Here is a 22,149-nt window from a genome sequence, read left to right as displayed (position 1 = left end):
GCAGAAAGAACAGCGTAGCCCCATCAGGCTGCGCTGTTCTTTGCTTACTTCGACTTCGGGATCATCCACACACACCGTACCATTGTTTAACGGCCGAGTGGTTGCTCAGGAAGAAAGGGACGTCGATTCCGCCATGCCTTTGTTACCTCGGCTCAACCAGCTCACACGCCAGCGGGATTGCATGAAGAGAACCAGGAACAGGGAAGCTGCTGCAATCAGGCTAAGAATGACAAAACCTGGTGTATAGGATTGATAGCTGCTATACAGTTGACCGAGAATCAGCGGCAGTGCATACCCGCCCAATCCGCCAGCGGCACCTACAATACCTGTCATCAGACCAATTTCGTTACCGAACCGTTGGGGAACCAGTTGGAACACGGAGCCATTTCCGGCTCCCAGACACATCATACCGAGGAACAACATGACTACTACAACAGGAAGCGGTGGCATGAAGGATACTCCGATCAACATGATGCAGGCTCCAGTGTACAGGAAAGTCAGCATGCGGGTTCCGCCAATTTTGTCCGCCAGATAACCCCCTACAGGCCGGAAGAAACTGCCTGCGATCACACAGAAGGTGGTAATGTCTGCGGCACGAACAGGAGAGAGCCCATACTGGGTGTTGAAGAAGATGGTGAGATAGTTACATAATCCAACGAAGCCACCAAAGGTCACACAATAGAAGGCACAGAATACCCAAGCATCTTTTTGTTTCAGCAGGCTTCCGTATTGGGATAATTTCTTGGGTTCAGGCCGGTTAGGGCTATTCTTGGCAAAGATAGAAAAGAGAATGAATACAATAACAATCGGTATAATAGCAAGTCCGAACACAACTTCCCAACTGCCAAAATGCGTAGCCAAGCGATTGGCAAACAACGTCGCAAGTACGGTTCCGCTGTTACCCGCCCCGGCAATACCCATGGCCAGACCCTGATGCTCCTTGCCATACCATTGGCCTGCCAGAGGTAGCGCAGCAGCAAAGGAGGCGCCTGCGACACCAAGCAAGAGTGCCACCACGTACAGTTGGCTTAAAGAGTCAACCCATAACCAGCCGAGTAACAAAGGAACTAAGGTGACGAGCATCCCGATCTGTGCGGTCAGTTTCGGACCAATATAATCAGACATGAAGCCAAGCACAAGGCGCAGGATGGAGCCGCCGAGAATAGGCAATGCGACCAGATTGGCCTTTTCCAGCGGAGTCATCGGATAATCCAACGCTATGACAACTGCGAGTGGACCAAGCATCCCCCATATCATAAAACTGATGTCAAAATACATAAACGCCCCGAAGAGGGTGGGCTTATGCCCGCTTTTCCAAAAACTTTTGCTCTCCATCATCCATCATCGCTCCTCATCCAATTGAGATCTTCGTGATTTGTCTATGTGCTTGTTAAGGCAGAAAAAGGCCGCAATTCGTCCAGATCTGAACGATTTGCGGCCCCGTTGCCGACAGGCGGTACACGTCATTGTGTTCCCGCATCTGAGTTGATCACAGCACTGTGATTTTGATTCAAATTATAATCAAGTGAAAATATATATGTCAACAAAAATTACATGGAATTTTAAATAATTCATTTTTTTATCTTCATTCGCATTTTTAATGTTAATTTAGTTGACATTAGATTGAGATTCCCTTAATCTGAATCTAATATGAATCCACACAAAGGCGTGTGGATTCCGGAGGCAACGGTGCCCTTTTCCGAATCATGGAGAAGGGATTTTTCTGTTTATTTTCAGGTGAGAGAGATAGGGGGCATCCCATGAGTAGAAGCAAACTGGTGATTATCGGGAATGGCATGGCTGGAGTGAAGTGTGTCGAAGAGATTATCGCACTGGAGCCTGATACGTATGAGATTGTAATCTACGGCAATGAACCCCGTCCCAACTACAATCGGATCATGTTATCAAAAGTATTGCAGGGTGAGCATTCGTTACAGGATATCATTATCAATGATTGGACTTGGTATGCCGAGCATCATATACGGCTATGTACAGGTGAAACGGTACACCGCATTGATACCCGTGGAAAATATATAGAGACTGAATCCGGACTAAAAGAAACCTATGATGTCCTGATTCTGGCGACAGGGTCTTCACCTTTTATCCCACCGATTCCGGGAATTGATAAAGAGCGGGTCATGTCCTTCCGAACGATTGATGATTGTACGCGCATGTCTGATTATTCCAAAATATATCGCAAGGCCGCCGTCATTGGTGGTGGATTGCTTGGGCTGGAGGCTGCACGCGGGTTGCTGCATCTGGGCATGGAAGCTGTGGTGGTCCATAACGCACCTTACATTATGAACCGGCAGTTGGATCAGAAGGCTGCCACGATGCTTCAACAGGAACTTGAAGGGCAGGGTATGTCCTTTCTTTTGGCCAAAAATACGCAGAAAATTACCGGGCGATCACAGGTTCAGGGCCTTCAGTTCACAGATGGTTCCAAACTTGAAGCACAGGTTGTCATTGTCGCTGTAGGAATTCGGCCAAATGTGGACCTGGCCAGACGAAGTGGAATCGCAACCAATCGGGCAATTATGGTAGATGACTATATGCGCACCAGTGTACCGGATATCTACGCAGTTGGGGAATGTGCTGAACATCGGGGAATCAGTTATGGTCTGGTGGCCCCCTTATACGAACAGGGAAAGGTGCTCGCACGTACGCTCTGTGGACAGGAAACGCCTGAATACAAAGGATCTATTCCCTACTCACAGTTGAAGGTATCGGGGGTTGATGTTTTCTCAGCGGGTGAGATCAGTGGGGAAGGCATGCAGACCGCAATTCAACATCTGGATGGCATTCAAGGCACATATAAAAAAGTGCTGATGCAGGCTGGCAAAGTGCGTGGAGCCATTTTATTTGGAGATACAACCGAAGGAACGGCATTGCTTGGACTTGTGCAACGGGGCGCAGATGTGGCGGAATTGGCTCCGCGTGAAGGGGCTCCGGACCCGGCTGAGATGGCTGCTGCGGCATTACCGGCTCAGGAGACCGTATGTGCCTGCAACAATGTGACCAAGGCTGCGATAATGAAGGCCATTCAGGAACAGGGTCTCGAAACGGCAGATCAGGTGAAGGAGCAGACCAAGGCGTCAGGTTCATGCGGTGGCTGTCGCCCGATGGTGGCTGCTCTGTTGAAACATACGCATAACCTGAAAAATAACGGGGGTACTGGCGTGGTAGGCACACCAGACAAACCTGCTCCAATGCCTGTGTGCAGTTGTACGGCGCTTGGGCATGCAGAACTGAAGGAAATACTGGCTGACATCGTTGTTCTGGAGACAGTGCTACCAGACATATCTTTGATCTTGCAGAAGCTGGGTTGGGGTTCGGAACATGGCTGCGCGGTATGTCGCCCCGTAATTCATTATTACTTACAGGTATCCAATCGATCGATTAATGACAGAGAGATCATGAATACGGAATATCGGATATTTAAACGGAATGGAAATCAGGCTGAACTTTCAAGGGATGATGAGATCGAAGGTCACTCAGAGGTTCAGGTGCGCTGGGATGATCAGATCCCGCTTTCATCCTATGCAAGAGATGCCAGGGGGCTGGCTGCACAGCTTCGTGCGAGTTGGATCGGCGCTGCAATGCCGTCGCCGGTGAATATGGGAGTTGCACCAGGGCCCGGTTCGTTGGTGAGCGCACTGGTGCAGGATATTGGCTTGCTGGCTTCACCAGCTGGGTGGGAGATCTATGCAGGCGGTCATGCAGAGCATCCGGTCAAACAAGGTGGCTTGCTCGGCGTGGCTGAAACAGAGGTGCAAGCGGCCACACTTGCATCAGCCTGCCTTCAATGGTATCGCCAAACCGCTTGGTATGATGAGCCGTTATGGGCATGGACGGAACGATTGGGATTCATGTCGATTCGGGAAACGCTGCTGGATGACCAGTTACAGAAGGAACTTGCAGCTACACTTCAAGCTGATATATAGATGAAAGGCGGAGATGGAAAGATGGGATTATCCGTGAGTTCAGAACCAGCAGCCTCCAAGCTGTATGTAAAGGAGACCCAGTGTCCGTATTGCAGTGTGCAGTGCAAGATGACTGTTGAAGAACTGGCTGCACCTGTTGCAGGCCAGCGTCGTGGTGAGTATACGGTTCAGGGTGTTCCGAATGAAGCCTCTCAGGGCAGGTTGTGTGTGAAGGGTATGAATGCTCATCAACATGCACTCAGTGGTCAACGATTAATGCATCCGCTCATTCGTCGTAATGGCGAGCTTGAACCCTGTTCCTGGAAGGAGGCCATTCAGACCATCGCAGAGCGGTTCCAGGACTTGAAGGATTTATACGGAGCAGATACGGTCGGAGTATACGGAGGCGGATCTCTGACAAATGAAACAGCCTATCTGCTCGGCAAGTTTGCCAGAGTTGCATTGGGGACAAAATATATCGACTATAATGGACGGTTCTGCATGTCAGCTGCGGCTTCAGCTGGCAGTAAAGTGTTTGGGATGGACCGTGGATTGACGTTCCGTCTGTCCGATATTCCCAAGGCAGGTTGTATAGTACTCGCAGGTACCAATATTGCAGAATGCCAACCTACCCTTCTGCCATACTTCAATCAAGCGAAGGAGAATGGAGCCTTCGTTATCGTTATTGATCCACGCAAGACGGCAACCGCTGCCATTGCCGACCTTCATTTGCAGGTGAAGCCTGGCATGGATGCTCTGCTGGCGGATACCATGTTGAAGGTGATTATGGATGCCGGATTGGTGAACCCTCATTTTATAGACGAACGAACGCATGGTTACGATCAATTGATACAAGGGTTGGCTGATCTGCAACTCGAACAGGCGGCAAAAGCGTGCGGGGTTGATCTGGCGCTGATTCGTCAGGCGGCGATGACATACGGTGAGGCAGAGACAGGCATGATCATGACAGCACGTGGTGTGGAGCAGCAGACGGATGGACATATGGCAGTGAGACACTTTTTGAACCTGGTGCTGGCAACTGGCAAAATTGGTAGAGAAGGCTGCGGATATGGTGCCATCACAGGTCAAGGCAATGGGCAGGGCGGACGGGAGCATGGGCAGAAGGCTGACCAGCTGCCGGGCTATCGATCCATTGAAAATGAAGCCGATCGTGCCTATGTGGCATCCGTCTGGGGCGTGGAACCTGCAAGTTTGCCAGGCAAAGGGGTATCCGCCTACGAGATGATGGAGAAGGTCCATGATCAGGAGATTCGGGCGTTGCTTGTAATGGGCTCCAACCCGGTCGTATCCAACCCCAATGTGCGTTTGGTGGAAGAAGGTCTGCGCAAGCTGGACTTTCTGATCGTGGCAGATATGTTCCTGTCGGAGACAGCACGCATAGCTGATCTGATTCTGCCGGTTACATCTTATATGGAGAATGAAGGTACACTGACCAATCTGGAGGGGCGTGTTCTGCTCCGTGAACAGGGGCGGCCTGCACCGGGAGAAACGCTTGATGATTGGGATATATTATGCCGGATTGCCGCGCAATTGGGTAAAGCTTCTTACTTTGAATATGACACTGCTGAGGATATCTTTAATGAGCTTCGGGTGGCGAGCCGCGGCGGAGTCGCTGATTACTATGGCATTACCTATGAGCGTTTGCGTAACGAGAAAGGGGTATACTGGCCGTGTTCTGCCCTCGAAGATCAGGGAGAAGGACTGCTGTTCGGTGAACGATTCGCTTACCCGGACGGCAAAGCGGCGTTCACATTTGAATCCAGCCCGGGCTGGAATGATATATCTTCGGAGTTCCCCTTAATTCTCACCAATGGGCGTGTGCTGCCTCATTATCTTACAGGGGTGCAGACACATCGAAGTCCGGCACTGGCAACTCGTGAATTGGAGAACTTTGTTGAACTTCACCCGGCTACCGCTGCCCGTTATCGTATTCACGATGGAGAGTGGGTAGAGATTCAATCGACGTACGGAAGCTTCACGGTTCGTTCGCGCATCAAGGATTCCATTCGGGAGGATACCTTGTTCGTGCCGATGCATTGGGGCGGCATTCAGAATGTGAATCGGGCCACCAGACCAGAGCTAGATCCGTTCTGTCGGATGCCTGGCTTCAAGACAGCAGCTGTAACCATTCGACCGTTGCGTCTGGCGAGATGACTCATAAAATTACAGGTTACCGGCGACATAAACTGTTCTAATGGTAGCTTAGCGGCTGCGCAGTCCATATTTATATGACACTGTGCGGCTTTTTTTGCGTATATGTACGCAAGTAGGCCCTAGTTCCGTGGTTCCACGTAAACATGAGGATTGGCTCATGAATATGGATTGAATTTTAGTTATGATGTTCATTAGGGGTACATATGTACGTATTTTATATTTTATTTAGAGACAGATAATCATTTCGAGTTTAGGTTATTCCGCATCGTGGTATAGATATCGGGGCTTATGGAAGCTTCTTCAAATAGAGCAGGACAATGGAGGTAATGCAGTGAATGTATGGATAACGGTAAAAAGTCTGGGCAAGCGCAAGCCGGTACTTGCCAAGCAAGCTGCCGAACTTCCGGAAACAACTCATACGTTAAGGCAGCTCATTGAGAACATGGTGGCTCTACAAGTAAAAGCTCTTCAGGACAAGAAACAACAGGCAGAATTGCTCGCCTACCTGATGCCGGATGAGATTGAGACACAAGGAGCGGTGGGGAAAGTTGGGTTTGGCGCAGTATACAATGAGGGTGTTCCTGATCTGAATGTTGCGATGGAGACAGCTATAACCGCCTATGAGGATGGGTTATATAAAGTATTTCTCAACGATGAAGAATTGCAGGAGCTGGATGAGTCGCTTGTTGTAAAAGACGGAGATAACGTGGTGTTTATTCGTTTTACAATGCTAGCCGGGCGTCTGTGGTAGAGAACGATGAAGGAGGAGAACAGGATGAATCAGGAAGAGCAAGTACAGGTGTATATGGATGGATTGCAGGAAAGAGCCAAGTCGTTAACAGGGGTACAGCTTGAGCTGGCAGGCTATGTTGTGGAGATCGCCGGGTCTACGTATTTACGTGGAGACGAAAAGATGTTTTTGAATACTGATAAGTTGCTTGGAAGGCTGGCTGCAGAAACGCAGAAACCATTATTCGAGCCACTATTGGATGTGCTCCAGCATCTGGCGAGCGAGTCATTGGTTGCACGATTCCGTTATATTGCAGAGCGTGCGACTCGTTTCCCATACAGTAACAACTATGAACGCCGCCCTTTCCGCACATCCGATCCGGAGCAGCATGTAGAACAAGTCATCCGTAAACTGATGGGATTGTTCCGTATGGAAATGAAAAATTTCTCGCTGGAAGAATATGTGTCACTTCGTGAGTACAAGCTGGATTATTTGCATGAGATCCGTTGGGTCCTGGCGGATTGTATCGCTTATGAACTGGATCATCAGGGCGGAGATATGAAGCAGGCGCTGCATGATGTTATCTATGGTGACAATCAGACGGCGCTGTTAACCCATGAAATGATCAAAGGTATATTCATGAGTGATCAGGCGGATGCCTATCAGATGGTGGGTCAGCTGCTAGTTGCAGCAAGGTTGCAGGAAGGGCTGCGCCAAAGCATTGTGGAGCGGATGGATGAAGGGACACTGGAAGCCTATATTTACATATTAAAAATCATTATCGACAACAACCTGATTCGCTTCAGTTCCGTGGTAAGAGCGCTTGCCGTATGGACGGGGATCGGTATAGAAGCAGCCAACCAGCGTGTTGCCGCACAGTTGATTGAACAGGCCTATCAGGCGCTTGTGCAACCAGAAGTACGCGAGGCCTGGCAGCAGGAAGCTAACGCCAACAAACTCTTTATCAGTCTTTGGGCGACAGCGGTCATTGAAGAGAATGAATTGAAGAGCAAGATAATCGAGATTATGGATCAAGGTCAGTTATATCAGAAGATTGTTGCTCAATATGTACTGGCTAACAGCCGGAACAGGGAGCTTCGTTTGGACATTGCACGTCGTTATCTGGAGGCGCAGGATACCGAGTTGATGCACTGGATTGTGACCAACTATGATGCGATGTATATGTACAACTGGAGTTTCGAGAATGGAGAGAATCAGCGTAGCGTCTACGTGTGGCCATTGCCTGCTCTTGGAGATAAGGGCTTGCGGCGTCAGGATTTTGATCGGTTCAAACAGATGCTGGATGCCATTCCAAAAGGTGGGTCAGGTGGACCATCGGGTGTACTTGAGTATGTTCACTACCGGATTGATACGGATGATGTAGTCAAGAAAATGTTATATTTGGCCGCTTATGATATGGACCCGGAATGGATCGGGGAGGTCATCGCAATCAAGGACCGTTTAAGCCCGGAACTGCGCGGAGAACTGTTGTCCCAGTTTGTTCAGCATCCCGATAATGAGGTGCAAAGACAGTTTGTGTTTGAGAGTTTGTCTGATAAAAGCATCAGTAATCGGGAGAGTGCACTCGCCAAAGCGAAGCTGCTCACGTTGACGGTTGATGAGATGAAACAGATGGAGGCGTTGATGAAGCTCAAAACAGGCTCACTTCGTCAGAAGGTCATTCATGTATTGTTACTGCAACCCGTGGACCAATTGGCGATCTCGCTGAAGCGACTTTTGCAGGCCAAGAGTGAACTGCAGCGCTTGGGTGCGCTAGAATTATTGACCGAGATTGCGGCAGATCCAGAGCGGATAGATCAGCAGGAGCAATTGCAGCCATTGGCGCAGCTGATTGAGACACCCACTGCCAAGGAACAGAAACTACTGGATAAACTGACTGATCAGGGGAGTCGTTACACAGTTTCTAATGGATTTGGTTTATTTGATTCGAAGCGACGTGAGCCATTGCTGGATGAGAAGCGTGATCTCAAGGGCCATAATCCGAAGGATATCTTTACATTCTCTCTGGATAAGACCAGACCATTTCTGGAGGGACTTAGTGAATTAGTGCATGAACACAGGGATTATGAGTATCAAGTGGAATACTACGCTGGCTATAAAGACACATTGTTAGTCGGAGCGAGTCTTCGCTCCAAGGTTCCATATGGAGAGCGGAATGAAATGAAGCAGATGGAACAGTTCCCACTTCATGACGTATGGGAGAACTATATTCAACATGCCGGGTTCAGCAGTGTGGAACTGATGCAGCTATACATGGCTATACAGCTCCGGGAGTTCAATGGCAATTTGAGCGACCATTACAGCTATTTCCGTGAGCAGTATGACTATGACGAATTGCATAAGATTCCGTTATTGGAAGGCTGGCGCAAGTCGTTTGCCGAACAGATCTATCCTCTGGATGACATCGAAAAGCTGCAGCAGATGCTGGATTCGTTAACGTATAAGGATCAGGTAGTGGCACTGATATCGGCGGCATTTCAGGATAGCGATCCGATCGACACGTTTGAAATAGCTGAGAAAACCTGGGCCTCCATCATCGCAAGTATGCCTGCTGATCGACTCGAAAAAGAGTCAGGCATGCTTCATATTCTGACTGGACCTTGGAATTATGTAGTTCGTGGCAAAATCCATGACGATAACAGCTTCAAACGTTTCTTCCAGACAGCTTACCAGTTCACCAGTCTTGTAGAGAGTAGTCAACCGCTGTCTTTACTGTCACTTGAAGATTTCCTGCGTGCATACCAGTTGAACCTGATAGATGATCAAGAGATATATCGACAGGTGCTGGTCGGTGGGAATCGTCAGTTGTTTATTCGGGACTTAACATCCACTCGTACAGAAGTGATCGCAAGTGATCCCAAGCTGATTCATTTACGGGATACGGTCGTTAATCGGATTCTGGAGATCGAGCTGACCCGGGGAGAACTCTCTACAGAAGTAAGTACACTTGCCATGAAACTGGAACGAATTGAAGGCATGGAACACTGGGTACATCTGGTCTCTGCGATGGATCAGGATACATTTGTCCGTGGATATATCTATAGTTATGGAGACAACACAACACGTAAAGAGACGTTTAGCTATTTAATTCAGAATTGTCATCCACGGGATGGAGAAGATGAGAATCGTCTTGGAGAATTGCTCCAGAAGTATCCGGTGAATGAGAAAAAATTGCTGGAAGCAGCCATGTACGCCCCGCAGTGGATGGAGATTGTAGCGAAACATCTGGGATGGGAAGGTCTACGCAGTGCAGCCTGGTACTTCCATGCCCATATTAATGAACGCTTTACTGCCGAGAAAGAAACCATCGTGGCCCACTATTCTCCAATCTCACCACAGGACTTTAATGAAGGTGCGTTTGATATCGCTTGGTTTGAAGAGGCCTATGCTGCTGTCGGGGAGGAACGGTTCAATCTGTTATACGATTGTGCCAAGTACATTTCCGGGGGATCCAACCACCGCAGATCCCAATTGTTCGCAGATGCTGCACTGGGTAAGCTTCGACTGGACGATATGCGTGAGTCCGTGTCAGACAAGCGAAACAAGGATCATTTGTTAACCTACAGCCTGATCCCATTCGCAGCTAATCGAGAACAGGATCTGCGTGAGCGATACGACTTCATTCAGAAGTTCCTGATGCAGAGCAAACAATTCGGTGCACAACGCCGTGCCAGTGAAGGTGTGGCATCACAGATTGCACTGGGCAATCTTGCTCGTAATGCAGGTTATGCCGATGTTACGCGGCTGATGTGGGACATGGAAGCACGTAAGTTGGATGAGATGAAATCCTTCTTTGAACCTCATGCATTAGATGCTGACACGACAGCACAATTGATCATTGATGAGGAAGGCCAACCCGAGATGGTTATCGTTAGCAAAGGGAAGACACTCAAATCTGTACCTGCCCGGTTTAAAAAAGATGGATATATCGCTGAACTGAAAGAGCTGAAATCGGATCTGGTGGATCAGTATCGCCGGGCACGACAGGAGCTGGAACGTTCGATGACTGCAGGAACATCCTTTACACGTCAGGAAATTGCCAGTCTGATGCAAAATCCGGTTATACAACCGCTGGTAAGAACACTTGTATTCCAGTCAGGTGACAAGACGGGAAGATTCGATGTATTATCCAATGGTTTGGTTGCACCAGGACCGGAGGGTACGGTCCATGCACTAGCGGAACAGGATCAACTGTTGATTGCTCATCCGCTTCATCTGTATCAGAGCGGAAGCTGGAGTGAATTCCAGCGGGATCTGTTCACCCGTCAGGAGCGTCAGCCGTTCAAGCAGGTATTCCGTGAGCTGTATCTTCCTAACGAGGACGAATTGGCTAATGGTACGGTGTCCCGCCGATATGCGGGGTATCAGATTCAACCGAAAAAAGCAGTAGCTCTGCTTAAAGGACGCCAATGGACTGTCAGTTATGAGGAAGGTCTGCAGAAGGTAAGTTATGAGCATAATCTGATCGCGAATCTCTATGCTATGGCAGATTGGTTCTCACCAGCAGATACCGAAGCACCTACCTTGGAGACGGTGCAGTTCTACGATCGCAAGAGCTACAAACCTGTAGCGCTGCAAGATGTGCCGCTGACGTTCTTCTCGGAAGTTATGCGTGATATCGATCTGGTGGTCAGCGTTGCACATGTGGGAGGCGTAGATCCGGAAGCCAGCCTGACAACAATCGAGATGCGTCACGTCATTGTGAACGAGTCGTTGCGTCTGCTGAAGATCGACAATGTACGTTTGGACGGGAATTACGCACGAATTGATGGTGAATTGGGTGAGTATGCTGTTCATCTGGGGAGTGGTAATGTGTTTAAACAAGCAACAGGTGCACTTCATATTGTTCCGGTGCACAGTCAGCATCGGGGTCGAATCTTCCTGCCATTCCTCGATGAAGATCCGAGAACAGCTGAGATTTTGTCCAAGGTGATGTTGCTCGCCGAAGATAAAAAGATCAAGGACCCGCAGATTCTTGCACAGTTACAGAACTAGAAGTGATTGAACAGAAGTGAGCCGTCCCTCTTGGGGCGGTTTTTTATTTGCTACTCCGATTTCAATGTAACTTCGAATCTCAATATAACGAGTGTAGAACAAGAATCATGGATGGAAAGTGAACAATATGGAGCAATTCCAACATAAAGGCAGCTGAAGAACCTGTTAAAAGGGACCTCAGTTGCTTTTATATTTTTGGATATTTCAATGGACCGGATTGGTTCCGTTTTCAAATAGACTTAGGACCCAGAGTGTGTCGACATATTCCTTAATCTGATAATTAATTGCATTAATTGGTTGATCGGGAGTGGGTCGAACCGACTGTTTTTAAAAGTAAAGAATTTGTTCTAAAGTAGTTACGGAAATGTAAATAATTCGTTTTCTTGTTTTGTTATCTGAATTATTAATATGGTGATTCCAAAGAACTAGGCTTGTTCCAATCGGTCATTTACCAAATTTAAGGGGATGTAATTCATGATCATGTCGGCTATCGTTAGGAAGCGAAATCTGCTGACTTGCTTGCAGGCTGCAGTTTCAGAAGCCATGTGCAGGACGACCTGAATGCTTGAAAGACTGGGATCAAGCCAGTTCGCATTCCCTTGTATACATGTATTCAATATGTGCACAAGAAAAATGATCAAGAGAGAAGGAGAACTTACAACATGAACAGAAGACTCAATCTGATTTTCCTCAAACGATGGTTTATGTTATTAATCATCGTGGCGGTTGCGGCTATGCCGCTGCACGCCTTCGCCGCGGAGGCGGAATCTGGGGCCAATCGGCCTTGGATGAACAAATCTCTATCAGCGGAAGAACGCACCGAGCTGCTGCTCAAGGAGATGACGCTGGAGGAGAAAGTTGGATTCGTAACCGGTAAAGTAAATAACTATTATGGTTTCTATAATGATGAATTGGAGCGCCTCGGCATTCCGGCATTACAGATGGCAGATGGACCCGCAGGAGTACGTGTGGCTAACCCGGATGTGCAGGACAAAAAGTCCACGGCATTGCCTGCACCCATCGCGCTTGCCGCTTCCTGGGATACCAATCTGGCCAAGAAATATGGCGATCTGATCGGTCAGGAAGCACATGATACAACACATAATGTAGTGCTCGGCCCTGGGCTGGATATTGCACGTACACCATGGGGTTCCCGGAACTTCGAATCTCTCGGGGAAGATCCGCTACTGGCTTCCGGCATGGGTGCAGCGTATGTGAACGGGATTCAAAGTAATCCAGTTATCGCTACAGCGAAACACTATATCCTGAACAACCAGGAGACGGAACGTTTCACGACCAATGCAACAGCCAGCGAACGTGCCATTCAGGAAGTCTATGCACGTCCGTTCCAGGCGATGGTCGAAAAAGCGGATCTTGGTTCAGCAATGTGTTCATTTAACCAGGTGAACGGTACATATGCTTGTGAGAACAAGGAGATGCTGACTAATGTCCTTCGGGATCAGTTTGGCTTCGAAGGGTTTGTCATGAGTGACTACGGTGCAAACTTCAGCACAGCCAAGTCCGCCAATGCGGGTCTGGATCTGGAGACACCGGGAGAGCCTTACGGCAAATGGGGAGACAAATTGCTGGAAGCCGTGAACAATGGCGAAGTCAGCGAGCAAACCGTTGATGAGAAGGTTAGACGCATTTTGCTTCAAATGTTCGATAAAGGGCTGTTCGATAACCCTGTAACGAATACACAAATCAATGCTAAGAAAGACGGCAAACAGGCACGTGAAATTGCAGAAGAGAGCATGGTTCTTTTGCAAAACAACGATAATGTGCTGCCGCTGTCCAAGAAAAACGTGAAATCCATCGCTGTCATCGGTCCGGATGCAGATAACGCATCTGCTGCTGGTGGAGGTAGCAGTCTGGTTAATCCGACGTATACTGTAAGTCCACTTCAAGGCATTCGTAACCGTGCCGGTAACGGTGTGGATGTAAAATATGCTGCCGGAACGGATCCTATCTCCGCAGGAGATGCATTTAATGGACCATCCGCCGTACCTTCTACTCTTTTATCACCAGCGGATGCTCAGGAAAGTGAAAGAGACTATGGTACAGATCGTGCGGAATACGGTCTGCGTGCTGAATACTGGACGAATAAAGATATGGAGGGTAATCCTTCTTTGGTCCGTACAGATAATCAGGTCAACATGAATCTTGGATTCTACAACTATGAAGGTTTTAACGCACAGTCTTCCAAGCTTCCAGTGACACCTACGAAATTCAATGCCAAAATGTCTGCTCGTTGGACAGGGGCGATCACAGCACCTCAAACGGGTGAATATAAACTGTCCCTGACCAGTCTAGGTTCTGCGAAACTATATGTGGATGATAAGTTACTCGTAGACAATCAAGGTGAAACATTGAGTACAACGAAGAAAGAAATCACATTCAAAGAAGGTGAGTCCCACAATATTCGAATTGAGTATCGTACGGATTTCCCGGTACAGACTAATCATGATATGGGTGCACAGGTTCGTTTTGGCTGGGAAGCTCCAGACGACGCTGTGGATATTAAAATGCGAAAAGCAGTTGAGCTGGCGAAAAAATCCGATGTTGCCGTCGTGGTAACTCGTACGTATGACAGTGAAGGTTACGTCGACCGTTCCGACCTGGAGTTGCCGAATAACCAGGAGCAGCTGATCCGCAAGGTAGCAGCAGCCAACCCCAAAACGATCGTGGTGCAAATGAGTGGTCGCGCTGTTGAAATGGATTCCTGGCAAAAAGAAGTGCCATCCATCGTTCAGGCTTGGTATGCAGGTCAGGAACAAGGTAATGCAGTGGCACGTGTGCTGTTTGGTGATGTGAATCCATCCGGTAAGTTGCCAGTGACGTTCCCATCAGATGATTCCCAGACCCCGGTATCCACTGCGGAACAATTCCCGGGTGTGAATGGGGTGGGTAACTACTCCGAAGGTATCTTTGTAGGCTACAAAGGATATGACAAAGAAGGCATGACACCGGCGTTCGCCTTTGGACACGGACTGTCGTATACCGATTTTAATTATCGTAATCTACATGTGAAAAACACAGGTAAAGGCGATAAGGAAACTGTAGAAGTATCGCTGAATCTGCGCAATACCGGTAAAGTTGCCGGTGCAGAAGTCGTACAAGTCTATGTTGGCAATCTGCCAACCAAAGTTGAGACACCAGAGAAACAACTTGCTGGTTGGGCGAAGGTTGATCTGAAGGCAGGCAAGCAGCAGCGGGTCAACATTCAACTGGATCGCAGCGCATTGTCCTATTGGGATGAAACATCGCATGAATGGGTAATGCCTAAGGGTAAAGTCCAAGTGTATGTTGGCAGTGCATCGGATGATATCCGTCTGACAGGCAGTGTGAATATCGGAAGCAAGTCCGGTAAATAAAAGTTCAATAAGGGAGATTGGAAGGTTGTTCTCCCAGTGAAGTTATTTCGTTAAATGCAGTTTGTTCTACTTCATATAGATTAGGAAAATGAGTCGTGGCCTAGTGGCCGCGGCTTTTTCCACAATGGAAGGAGAGTGAAGCATGATAAACATAGGTTGGCGAGAATATCCCAAACGATGGATGATCCTGTTAATCGCCGTTTGTTGTGTCGGTATAGGAATCTGGCTTATCTTCAACCGAAGTGAACAACCCGCTCCGCCACCGGTTGTGGACAAACAGAGAACGGCCGAAGTCTGGTTAACCACGGGAGATCAGCAAAATCTGCTTGCACGACAGAAGCCCATTCCAATTACCGATCACCATGATGCCGACACAAGTTCTTCAGTTTCTTCAACGCAGGAGCCAGACATTTCTTCGTCGGCGTTCACCATACAGATTGACCCGGACAAGACGTATCAGACCATGGATGGTTTTGGCGCAGCGATGACGGGTTCATCGGCACATCTGATCAACGAGCTCCCAGAGGAACAACAAGAGCAGCTGCTGAAGGAACTGTTTACAACAGAAGGGCTGAACATGGATATGGTGCGTCATACGATTGGTGCCTCCGATTATTCGGTAGATGAAACAGGTGTGGCTTCGAGTTATACCTATGATGATATCGAGTCTGGCAAGGACTATGACATGGAATCCTTTTCGATCGAAAAGGATCAGGAAGTTGTGAACATGCTGGAGCGTGTAGCTGATTTGAAACCGGATCTTAACGTACTGGGCACACCGTGGACGGCCCCGGCCTGGATGAAGTATGGGGAGAAGACCACTAACGGTTGGTATCTGGATTACAACGATCCTCAGGTGTACGAAGCGTACGCAAGATATTTTGTGAAATATATCAAAGCTTATCAGACAAAGGACATTCCCATCTACGGGATCACGTTGCAAAATGAACCGGAGTTCACCTCGGACAAATATCCGAGTATGAGTATGGGAGCTGAAGAACAAGCGATGTTCATTCAGGATTATCTCGGCCCGGCTCTACAGGATGCGGGACTGGACACGCGAATCATCGCGTATGATCATAACTGGGATCAGGCGGTTGAATATACCGACAAGGTGCTTGGTGATGAGCAGGCTGCTGCTTATATCGATGGATCTGCTTTCCACTGTTATGCAGGTGATCCATCTGCCATGTCGGAAGTGCATGAGCGCTTCCCAGACAAAAATATCTATTTTACCGAATGTAGTGGTGGGGAGTGGAGTCCTGATTTTGGCAAGAATCTGAGCTGGCAGATGTCCAATCTCATCATTGGTGCACCTCGCAACTGGGCAAAAAATGTGCTGCTCTGGAACATCGCACTCGATCCGCAAGGTGGACCCACGAACGGTGGCTGTGAGAACTGTCGTGGGGTTGTGACGATTGACCCGGACAGTGATGAAATCACTAGAAATGTCGAGTATTATGTGTTAGGCCACATCAGCCGTTATGTACGTCCGGGAGCTGTGAGAGTTGATTCCACGCAAGAACAGGGCAAGATCGAGAACGTAACCTTCCGCAATCCGGATGGAACGATGGTGCTGGTTGCAGCTAACACGGGTGAGGCAGAAGTTTCCTTTGATGTAGTCATGAGCGGAGATTCGTTTCGATATATACTGCCTTCCCAATCGGCAGCAACCTTCCGTTGGAAGCCAAAAACGGGGGTAGAACGTTGACTCAAGATTGGAAATTATGGGTACAGATTGAATGATGGACATGGTAAAATAAACGTAGAGTTATTTCAAATTTGATGTATTAAACAAGTCCGATCCCAGGATCGGGCTTTTACATAACCTTTACTTTTAATAGAAAAGGAGCATACGTTGGACATGTTAGTCGCTGCATATCGGGAACAGGATCATGACAAGTTGGTCGAGATCTGGGAGAGTGCTGTTAGGGCAACACATTGGTTAACCACGGGATATAAATGACCACGAAGAGGAGTGTGCAGGATGACACAGATCAAGGTGACACCGGAACAACTGGAGACGGTCAGTGGGCAGTTCGCTCAGGCACATCAGCAATTATCGGGCTTCATGTCCACATTGGACGGCAAGATGAGTGTCATGCGCAGCAACTGGGATGGCATGGAGCGTGAGCGTTTTTATAACGATTATTCAACGGCTCAAGGCACGATGAAATCTGTTCTGGAACTGGTTCTGTCCATTCAGTCGGAGCTTAAGAAGATTGCCGAGCGTTTCCGCACGACAGATGAAGAGGCGGTGAGCCAGGCAATCATGACGGCGCTGACCGCAGCGCGGGCGCTATCAACCATGGGCAAAAATAAAGGCGATGATCTGGACAAAACGCCAGGTCCACCAAAGAACATGGATGAATGGGATGAGAAGGATGCCGAGAAATACCAGAACTATGAGGAAATGCTGAAGAAAGCCAAAGAGATGGGTGACGAAGAACTGGCGCAACAGATTCAGGCCAGCATGAACATCATTCGGCTTCAGTATGAAGATGTAATCTATCAGACTGACCCCAATACGGGCAAGACGGTGAAAATTACCGAGGATTCCATCGTAGGTACGTATCAGGTGAAAAGCGACAAGGGCGAAACAACCACCATCAGTCTGGATAAACAGGGCAATGTGGTGGACTATAGCAAGGATACGGAAAAGTATAGGTATTCGGAGCAAACGCACACGACCAGTCAAGGCGAGCATCTCTTTGGCAAAGCAGCACAAACGGCTACAGCCTACGGGATTGGTCTGCTGCTCACAAGCAAGACGGGCTCTGCCTTTACAGAACATGCCACTGGACTTGGTTCTTCCTTCGTCGCGGACAAATTCCTGTTCTCCGTGCCGGAAGAAGGCGAGACACGTACGATGATTTACCGTACCAATAAGGAGACGGGCAAAATTGAGAATATGATCGTGGTCACGCGCGGCGACAACGATATTGAATATACTCCGTGGCGGGAGTACTTCTAAGCCACGGATGGGGTTGGCAAGCGGGCAACACAGGGCTACCTGATTGCGGCCTGCTTGCCGACCCACCGCATGGAGCCATGTGATTGTGTATCACATGGCTATGCGTGTGGAGGGCAGGCGGCTTATCCGTGAGCCTGCCTATAGAGAAACACCCCGGCAACCTTTTCCCTGAGATGGGAAGGATGCCGGGGTGTTTTGGATTCTTCTTACCGATTCGCCACGGTCGAAGGACCGGGCCGGAAGGAGGGCTTTTTTTGCCAGAGATTAATGTGTCTCTTCATCCAGAAACGGTTTGTTCACCGCATAATACATGAAGCCCATCAGCAACACACCGCCCACCAGATTACCCAAGGTCACGGGAACCAGGTTGTGAATCACACCTTCAATTGAGATCGTCCCCGGATGGTTCAGCACGAGTGCAATCGCGAACGTACACATATTGGCGATGCTGTGCTCGTATCCCGAGATGAAGAAGCAGAACACAAAGAGCATCATGGCAAACATTTTGGCTCCATTCTCCTTCATGAACATCGGGACAAAGAACGCCATACATACAAGCCAGTTACACAGAATTCCGCGGAAAAAGAGTTGCATGGTTGGAACTTCCATCTTATGCTCCACCACGCTTAACAGAAAACCGTTCACCTGAGACGAGTCGAACAATCCGGTCAGGTAGATTAACAGGGCAAACACAGCTGCGCCCATCAGGTTACCACTATAACTCGCAATCCACAGTTTGATCACTTCGAACCAGCGCAGTTTCTTGCGCAGCGCCGCATACGTGTAATAAAACGTATTGCCCGTGAACAGGTCACCCCCGCCATAGGCGATCAGAATGATGGCCGCGCCAAACGTAATTGCCGCCATCGGATAGGTAAACGGGGACTGCTCCATATAAAAGAAGTTACCTGTCTTAAACGCCACGATGACGCCGAATCCGATAAACATACTGGCCAGCATGGAGCGTGCGAGGTACCTGATTAAACTTTGTTTATAAATCTTGTGTTTCTTCAGAGCTAGTTGTTCCACGTTGCGTAAAGCTTCCGTTTCCATAATTCTCCTCCAATAGCATGGTGTCTTGCTTACCATTATAACGAAATTATGGAAATTGGGGAGGGTAAACTTGGTTTATTGGTTATTACTTCCTTGTTTCGAATGCAGTACCCGCATTGCAGAAGAGCCAAAATCAGGGTGTACATTGTTGTTATTATGATTTAAATCAGACATGTCAGACATATCCTATCGTTCATCTCCTGAAGAATATTAAGATTGGGGTGGAAGAATGATTGGACGGGAAGCCAAGGCTTCTTCCACAATCTGTTCAGGCGTCAGGTCTCGATCATCCCAGAAAATCAGATTACTGATCTCCGCATGTGGAACCTGCTGCTGTAGCTCCGTTAACATGTCATCCAACTCGGCTTCCGTTCCTTCAGAGTCCATCAGTTTGCGAACCAATTCGACCAAATGTAATCTATTGTCCATATCGATACCTCCTGAATGATTCATAGTGTGAACAAACTAGAGCGAGCGCTAACGAATCTGAGACGTCTTATTCAACGATTTGAGGCGCCCTCAGAAATCTAAGGAACCTGAGACACGCTATATCAGAATAAACAGCCATTTGCTGCGTTTTTGCCAGTGAATTTTGTCCAATAACGTGTCTGAAATTCCTTACAATTTAGAAAGAGGGCCTGAAGGCCGAATAAGACGTCTTGTGTTCCTTAGAAAACGCCCACTCATTCGCCAGAAGTAGCTAGCTTGGACTTCAAGATTTCTCAGATGCTGAAACCCATCATCGTATAGCTTGCCTGAGTTTGAAGACACACCCTAGTTTTGTATTGGCTTGATCCAATTCAATTCGTTCTATTTAAAAGCGGACTACAATCTGGCATCATTCAATCCGGATAGCCAGATTACCAAACTGCTCGCCTTTTTCCATACGTTCGAATGCTTTCGCTGCGTCCTGTAACTGATATACGCTATCAATTACAGGATGTATGTCATGTTGCTCCACGAATTGCAGCATCTGGATAAACTCCTCACGGCTGCCCATAGAGGTGCCGATCAGACTGATCTGCGGGAAGAAGATAGAACGAATGGGTAGGGTCAGATCATCCCCCGAGCTTGCACCATACATCACGATACGTCCACCTGGTCTGATTATATCAAAATATTTTGGGAACATGGCTTGTCCAATGCTATCCAAGATGATGTCCACAGGTTCCAGATCGTTCTGCGTACTCCAATCGGCATGACTATCCAATGCATGGGTAGCACCCAAGCGCAGTGCCTCATTTCTTTTGGCTTCACTTCTGGAGGTGACGGTCACCGTGGCACCAGCCGCTACTGCCATGAGCAGGGCATAGGTTGCAACACCACCGCCAATACCGGGAATGAGCACATGTTCACCTTTCTTCAATACACCGCGAGTGAATAAGGCGCGATAGGCCGTCAGCGCTGAAAGGGGCAATACGCCTGCTTCCTCCCAGGATAGGTGGGCTGGCTTAGGCAGGGCATTTTCAGCAGGCAACGTTATATATTGCGCGAGCGTTCCATCCGTAGGGCCCCCAACAATATCGGGTACGATGGGCACTTCAGATGCATGTTCCCAACCGAGCGTAGGATGGATAATGACTTCATCTCCTATCGCGAACCCTCTTACGCTTTCGCCAATCGCTACGATAATACCTGCTCCATCGGAACCGGGAACGAGTGGGATGTCCTGAGGGCCGCGTCCTGCCATGATGAATAGATCCCGATGATTGATACCAGCGGATTTTAATTGAATCTGCACTTCCCCGGCTTCTGGTGCCCGAGAGATTGACTCTGTATATTGAGGACCTGCAAGGCCGCTCTGGGCCGAATGGACAATAGCTTTCATGTTCAATATTCCTCCTGTCTGTGTAGCTAGATTTCACTACTGAGCCTCATTGTACAGACGGAGCAGATTCACGTAAAATGAACAAAAATGATTGTCAGTATCATTGAAAATAATAGATAAGTACTTTGCATGAATCGGATGATGCAGAATGCCGATATAACGACGAGCAGGTGATCAGGGTATGGATGCAGGTGATTTGAAAATATTTCAGGCGGTTGCCCGCGAAGGTAGTATCAGTAAAGCTGCGCTCTCACTTAATTATGTGCAGTCCAATGTAACAGCACGGATTAAACAGTTGGAGACCCAACTGCAAGTACCGCTATTTCATCGTTCCAATCGGGGGATGTCACTTACACCAGCAGGCGAGAACCTGCTTGGGTATGCGGATAGAATATTAGAATTATTATATGAAGCAGAGCAGGCCACGCAAGTGGGTAACCCACCAGCTGGCATGCTTCGTCTAGGTGCCATAGAGACAGCAGCTTCTACTTTTCTGACGCCGCTCTTGGCTGAATATACTTCATGTTACCCGGAAGTACAGCATTCGCTTGTCACGGGTGGGACCCATGAACTGAACCAGAAGGTCATCCAACATGAATTGCATGGAGCCTTAATATATGGCCCGATTGATCATCCTGAGCTGAACTATATGAAGATGTATGACGAGGAATTGGTGCTGATCGCTGAACCCGGAGCGCATGAGATGTACACGTTATTGTCCAGGCCAATGTTGTTTTTTGAGATCGGATGCACACATCGTGATCAGGCGGAATCCTTTTTGAAAGATCAGGGTATCCACACGCTTAACATCATGGAATATGGAACACTGGACACGATTCTGAATGGTGTATCTGCCGGGCTCGGCGTATCATTGCTACCACGTTCTTCGGTTACCAAAGCAGAATTAAGAGGTGAGATCGCGGTGATGTCTTTGCCTGATCCCTATTGTCGGTTGGAAGTAGGATTTGTGTATTCCCGTGGTGAACATATATCTAGTGCGCTCAGCGCATTGGTTGAGATTATTACAGAACCAGGACTATAAGAGGTTGTTCAAAAGTCCGTTTATGAACATGCAC

The 22,149-nt window shown here is 48.3% G+C and carries 12 protein-coding genes; 8 read left to right on the top strand and 4 right to left on the bottom strand.

Annotated features, from left to right (window positions below):
• Nucleotides 1-105 precede the first annotated feature (105 nt).
• The gene (locus tag MHB71_RS20495; RefSeq protein WP_047844097.1) at nt 106-1,335 is read right to left on the bottom strand and encodes a nitrate/nitrite transporter; all 1,230 of its coding nucleotides are present in this window, start codon (nt 1,333-1,335) and stop codon (nt 106-108) included.
• A 425-nt stretch (nt 1,336-1,760) separates the two neighbouring features.
• On the opposite strand from MHB71_RS20495, the gene nirB reads away from it, so the two are divergent.
• The 7 genes from nirB to MHB71_RS20460 all read left to right on the top strand — a co-directional run bounded on the left by nirB (nt 1,761) and on the right by MHB71_RS20460 (nt 18,192).
• Nucleotides 1,761-3,944: a nitrite reductase large subunit NirB gene (gene nirB / locus MHB71_RS20490; RefSeq protein ID WP_340027477.1), complete on the top strand. Its 2,184-nt coding sequence runs from the start codon at nt 1,761-1,763 to the stop codon at nt 3,942-3,944.
• 21 nt (nt 3,945-3,965) lie between these two features.
• Nucleotides 3,966-6,098 (top strand): molybdopterin oxidoreductase family protein, encoded by a 2,133-nt coding sequence (locus MHB71_RS20485; protein WP_340027476.1) that lies wholly within the window; start codon nt 3,966-3,968, stop codon nt 6,096-6,098.
• Nucleotides 6,099-6,429: 331 nt separating this feature from the next.
• Nucleotides 6,430-6,849 carry a hypothetical protein gene (locus MHB71_RS20480; protein WP_047841712.1) on the top strand — a complete coding sequence of 140 codons (420 nt, stop codon included), beginning with the start codon at nt 6,430-6,432 and terminating at the stop codon, nt 6,847-6,849.
• A gap of 24 nt (nt 6,850-6,873) precedes the next feature.
• On the top strand, nt 6,874-11,844 hold the full coding sequence (locus MHB71_RS20475; RefSeq protein ID WP_340027474.1) for a DUF4132 domain-containing protein: 4,971 nt from the start codon (nt 6,874-6,876) through the stop codon (nt 11,842-11,844).
• Between the two features lie 662 nt (nt 11,845-12,506).
• Entirely contained in the window at nt 12,507-15,218 is a 2,712-nt protein-coding gene (locus MHB71_RS20470) for a glycoside hydrolase family 3 C-terminal domain-containing protein (RefSeq protein ID WP_340027472.1), read from the top strand.
• 142 nt (nt 15,219-15,360) lie between these two features.
• Nucleotides 15,361-16,929: a glycoside hydrolase family 30 beta sandwich domain-containing protein gene (locus tag MHB71_RS20465; protein ID WP_340027470.1), complete on the top strand. Its 1,569-nt coding sequence runs from the start codon at nt 15,361-15,363 to the stop codon at nt 16,927-16,929.
• Nucleotides 16,930-17,205: 276 nt separating this feature from the next.
• A complete protein-coding gene (locus MHB71_RS20460; RefSeq protein WP_100527708.1) occupies nt 17,206-18,192 on the top strand; it encodes a WXG100 family type VII secretion target in 987 nt (328 codons plus the stop codon).
• A 264-nt stretch (nt 18,193-18,456) separates the two neighbouring features.
• Here MHB71_RS20460 and MHB71_RS20455 read toward each other — a convergent pair whose 3' ends face one another.
• The 3 genes from MHB71_RS20455 to MHB71_RS20445 form a co-directional block, all read right to left on the bottom strand.
• Nucleotides 18,457-19,245, bottom strand: coding sequence for a formate/nitrite transporter family protein (locus tag MHB71_RS20455; protein ID WP_036606169.1), 789 nt, complete (start codon nt 19,243-19,245; stop codon nt 18,457-18,459).
• A 210-nt stretch (nt 19,246-19,455) separates the two neighbouring features.
• Nucleotides 19,456-19,674, bottom strand: coding sequence for a bacteriocin immunity protein (locus MHB71_RS20450; protein ID WP_081745826.1), 219 nt, complete (start codon nt 19,672-19,674; stop codon nt 19,456-19,458).
• 409 nt (nt 19,675-20,083) lie between these two features.
• Nucleotides 20,084-21,073 carry a zinc-binding dehydrogenase gene (locus MHB71_RS20445; RefSeq protein WP_340027469.1) on the bottom strand — a complete coding sequence of 330 codons (990 nt, stop codon included), beginning with the start codon at nt 21,071-21,073 and terminating at the stop codon, nt 20,084-20,086.
• A 181-nt stretch (nt 21,074-21,254) separates the two neighbouring features.
• On the opposite strand from MHB71_RS20445, the gene MHB71_RS20440 reads away from it, so the two are divergent.
• Nucleotides 21,255-22,115 carry a LysR family transcriptional regulator gene (locus MHB71_RS20440; RefSeq protein ID WP_340027468.1) on the top strand — a complete coding sequence of 287 codons (861 nt, stop codon included), beginning with the start codon at nt 21,255-21,257 and terminating at the stop codon, nt 22,113-22,115.
• Nucleotides 22,116-22,149 lie beyond the last annotated feature (34 nt).

The sequence above is a fragment of the Paenibacillus sp. FSL H7-0940 genome (assembly GCF_037979415.1).
Classification (GTDB): domain Bacteria; phylum Bacillota; class Bacilli; order Paenibacillales; family Paenibacillaceae; genus Paenibacillus; species Paenibacillus amylolyticus.
This window is presented reverse-complemented; position numbering and strand designations above follow the sequence as displayed.

Excerpts from the sequence above, each read along its gene's own strand:
- MHB71_RS20460 (WP_100527708.1), top strand. The coding sequence starts at position 17,206 with ATGACACAGATCAAGGTGACACCGGAACAACTGGAGACGGTCAGTGGG.
- MHB71_RS20495 (WP_047844097.1), bottom strand. The coding sequence starts at position 1,335 with ATGGAGAGCAAAAGTTTTTGGAAAAGCGGGCATAAGCCCACCCTCTTC.
- MHB71_RS20475 (WP_340027474.1), top strand. The coding sequence starts at position 6,874 with ATGAATCAGGAAGAGCAAGTACAGGTGTATATGGATGGATTGCAGGAA.
- nirB (WP_340027477.1), top strand. The coding sequence starts at position 1,761 with ATGAGTAGAAGCAAACTGGTGATTATCGGGAATGGCATGGCTGGAGTG.
- MHB71_RS20470 (WP_340027472.1), top strand. The coding sequence starts at position 12,507 with ATGAACAGAAGACTCAATCTGATTTTCCTCAAACGATGGTTTATGTTA.
- MHB71_RS20445 (WP_340027469.1), bottom strand. The coding sequence starts at position 21,073 with ATGAAAGCTATTGTCCATTCGGCCCAGAGCGGCCTTGCAGGTCCTCAA.
- MHB71_RS20450 (WP_081745826.1), bottom strand. The coding sequence starts at position 19,674 with ATGGACAATAGATTACATTTGGTCGAATTGGTTCGCAAACTGATGGAC.
- MHB71_RS20485 (WP_340027476.1), top strand. The coding sequence starts at position 3,966 with ATGGGATTATCCGTGAGTTCAGAACCAGCAGCCTCCAAGCTGTATGTA.
- MHB71_RS20465 (WP_340027470.1), top strand. The coding sequence starts at position 15,361 with ATGATAAACATAGGTTGGCGAGAATATCCCAAACGATGGATGATCCTG.
- MHB71_RS20455 (WP_036606169.1), bottom strand. The coding sequence starts at position 19,245 with ATGGAAACGGAAGCTTTACGCAACGTGGAACAACTAGCTCTGAAGAAA.
- MHB71_RS20440 (WP_340027468.1), top strand. The coding sequence starts at position 21,255 with ATGGATGCAGGTGATTTGAAAATATTTCAGGCGGTTGCCCGCGAAGGT.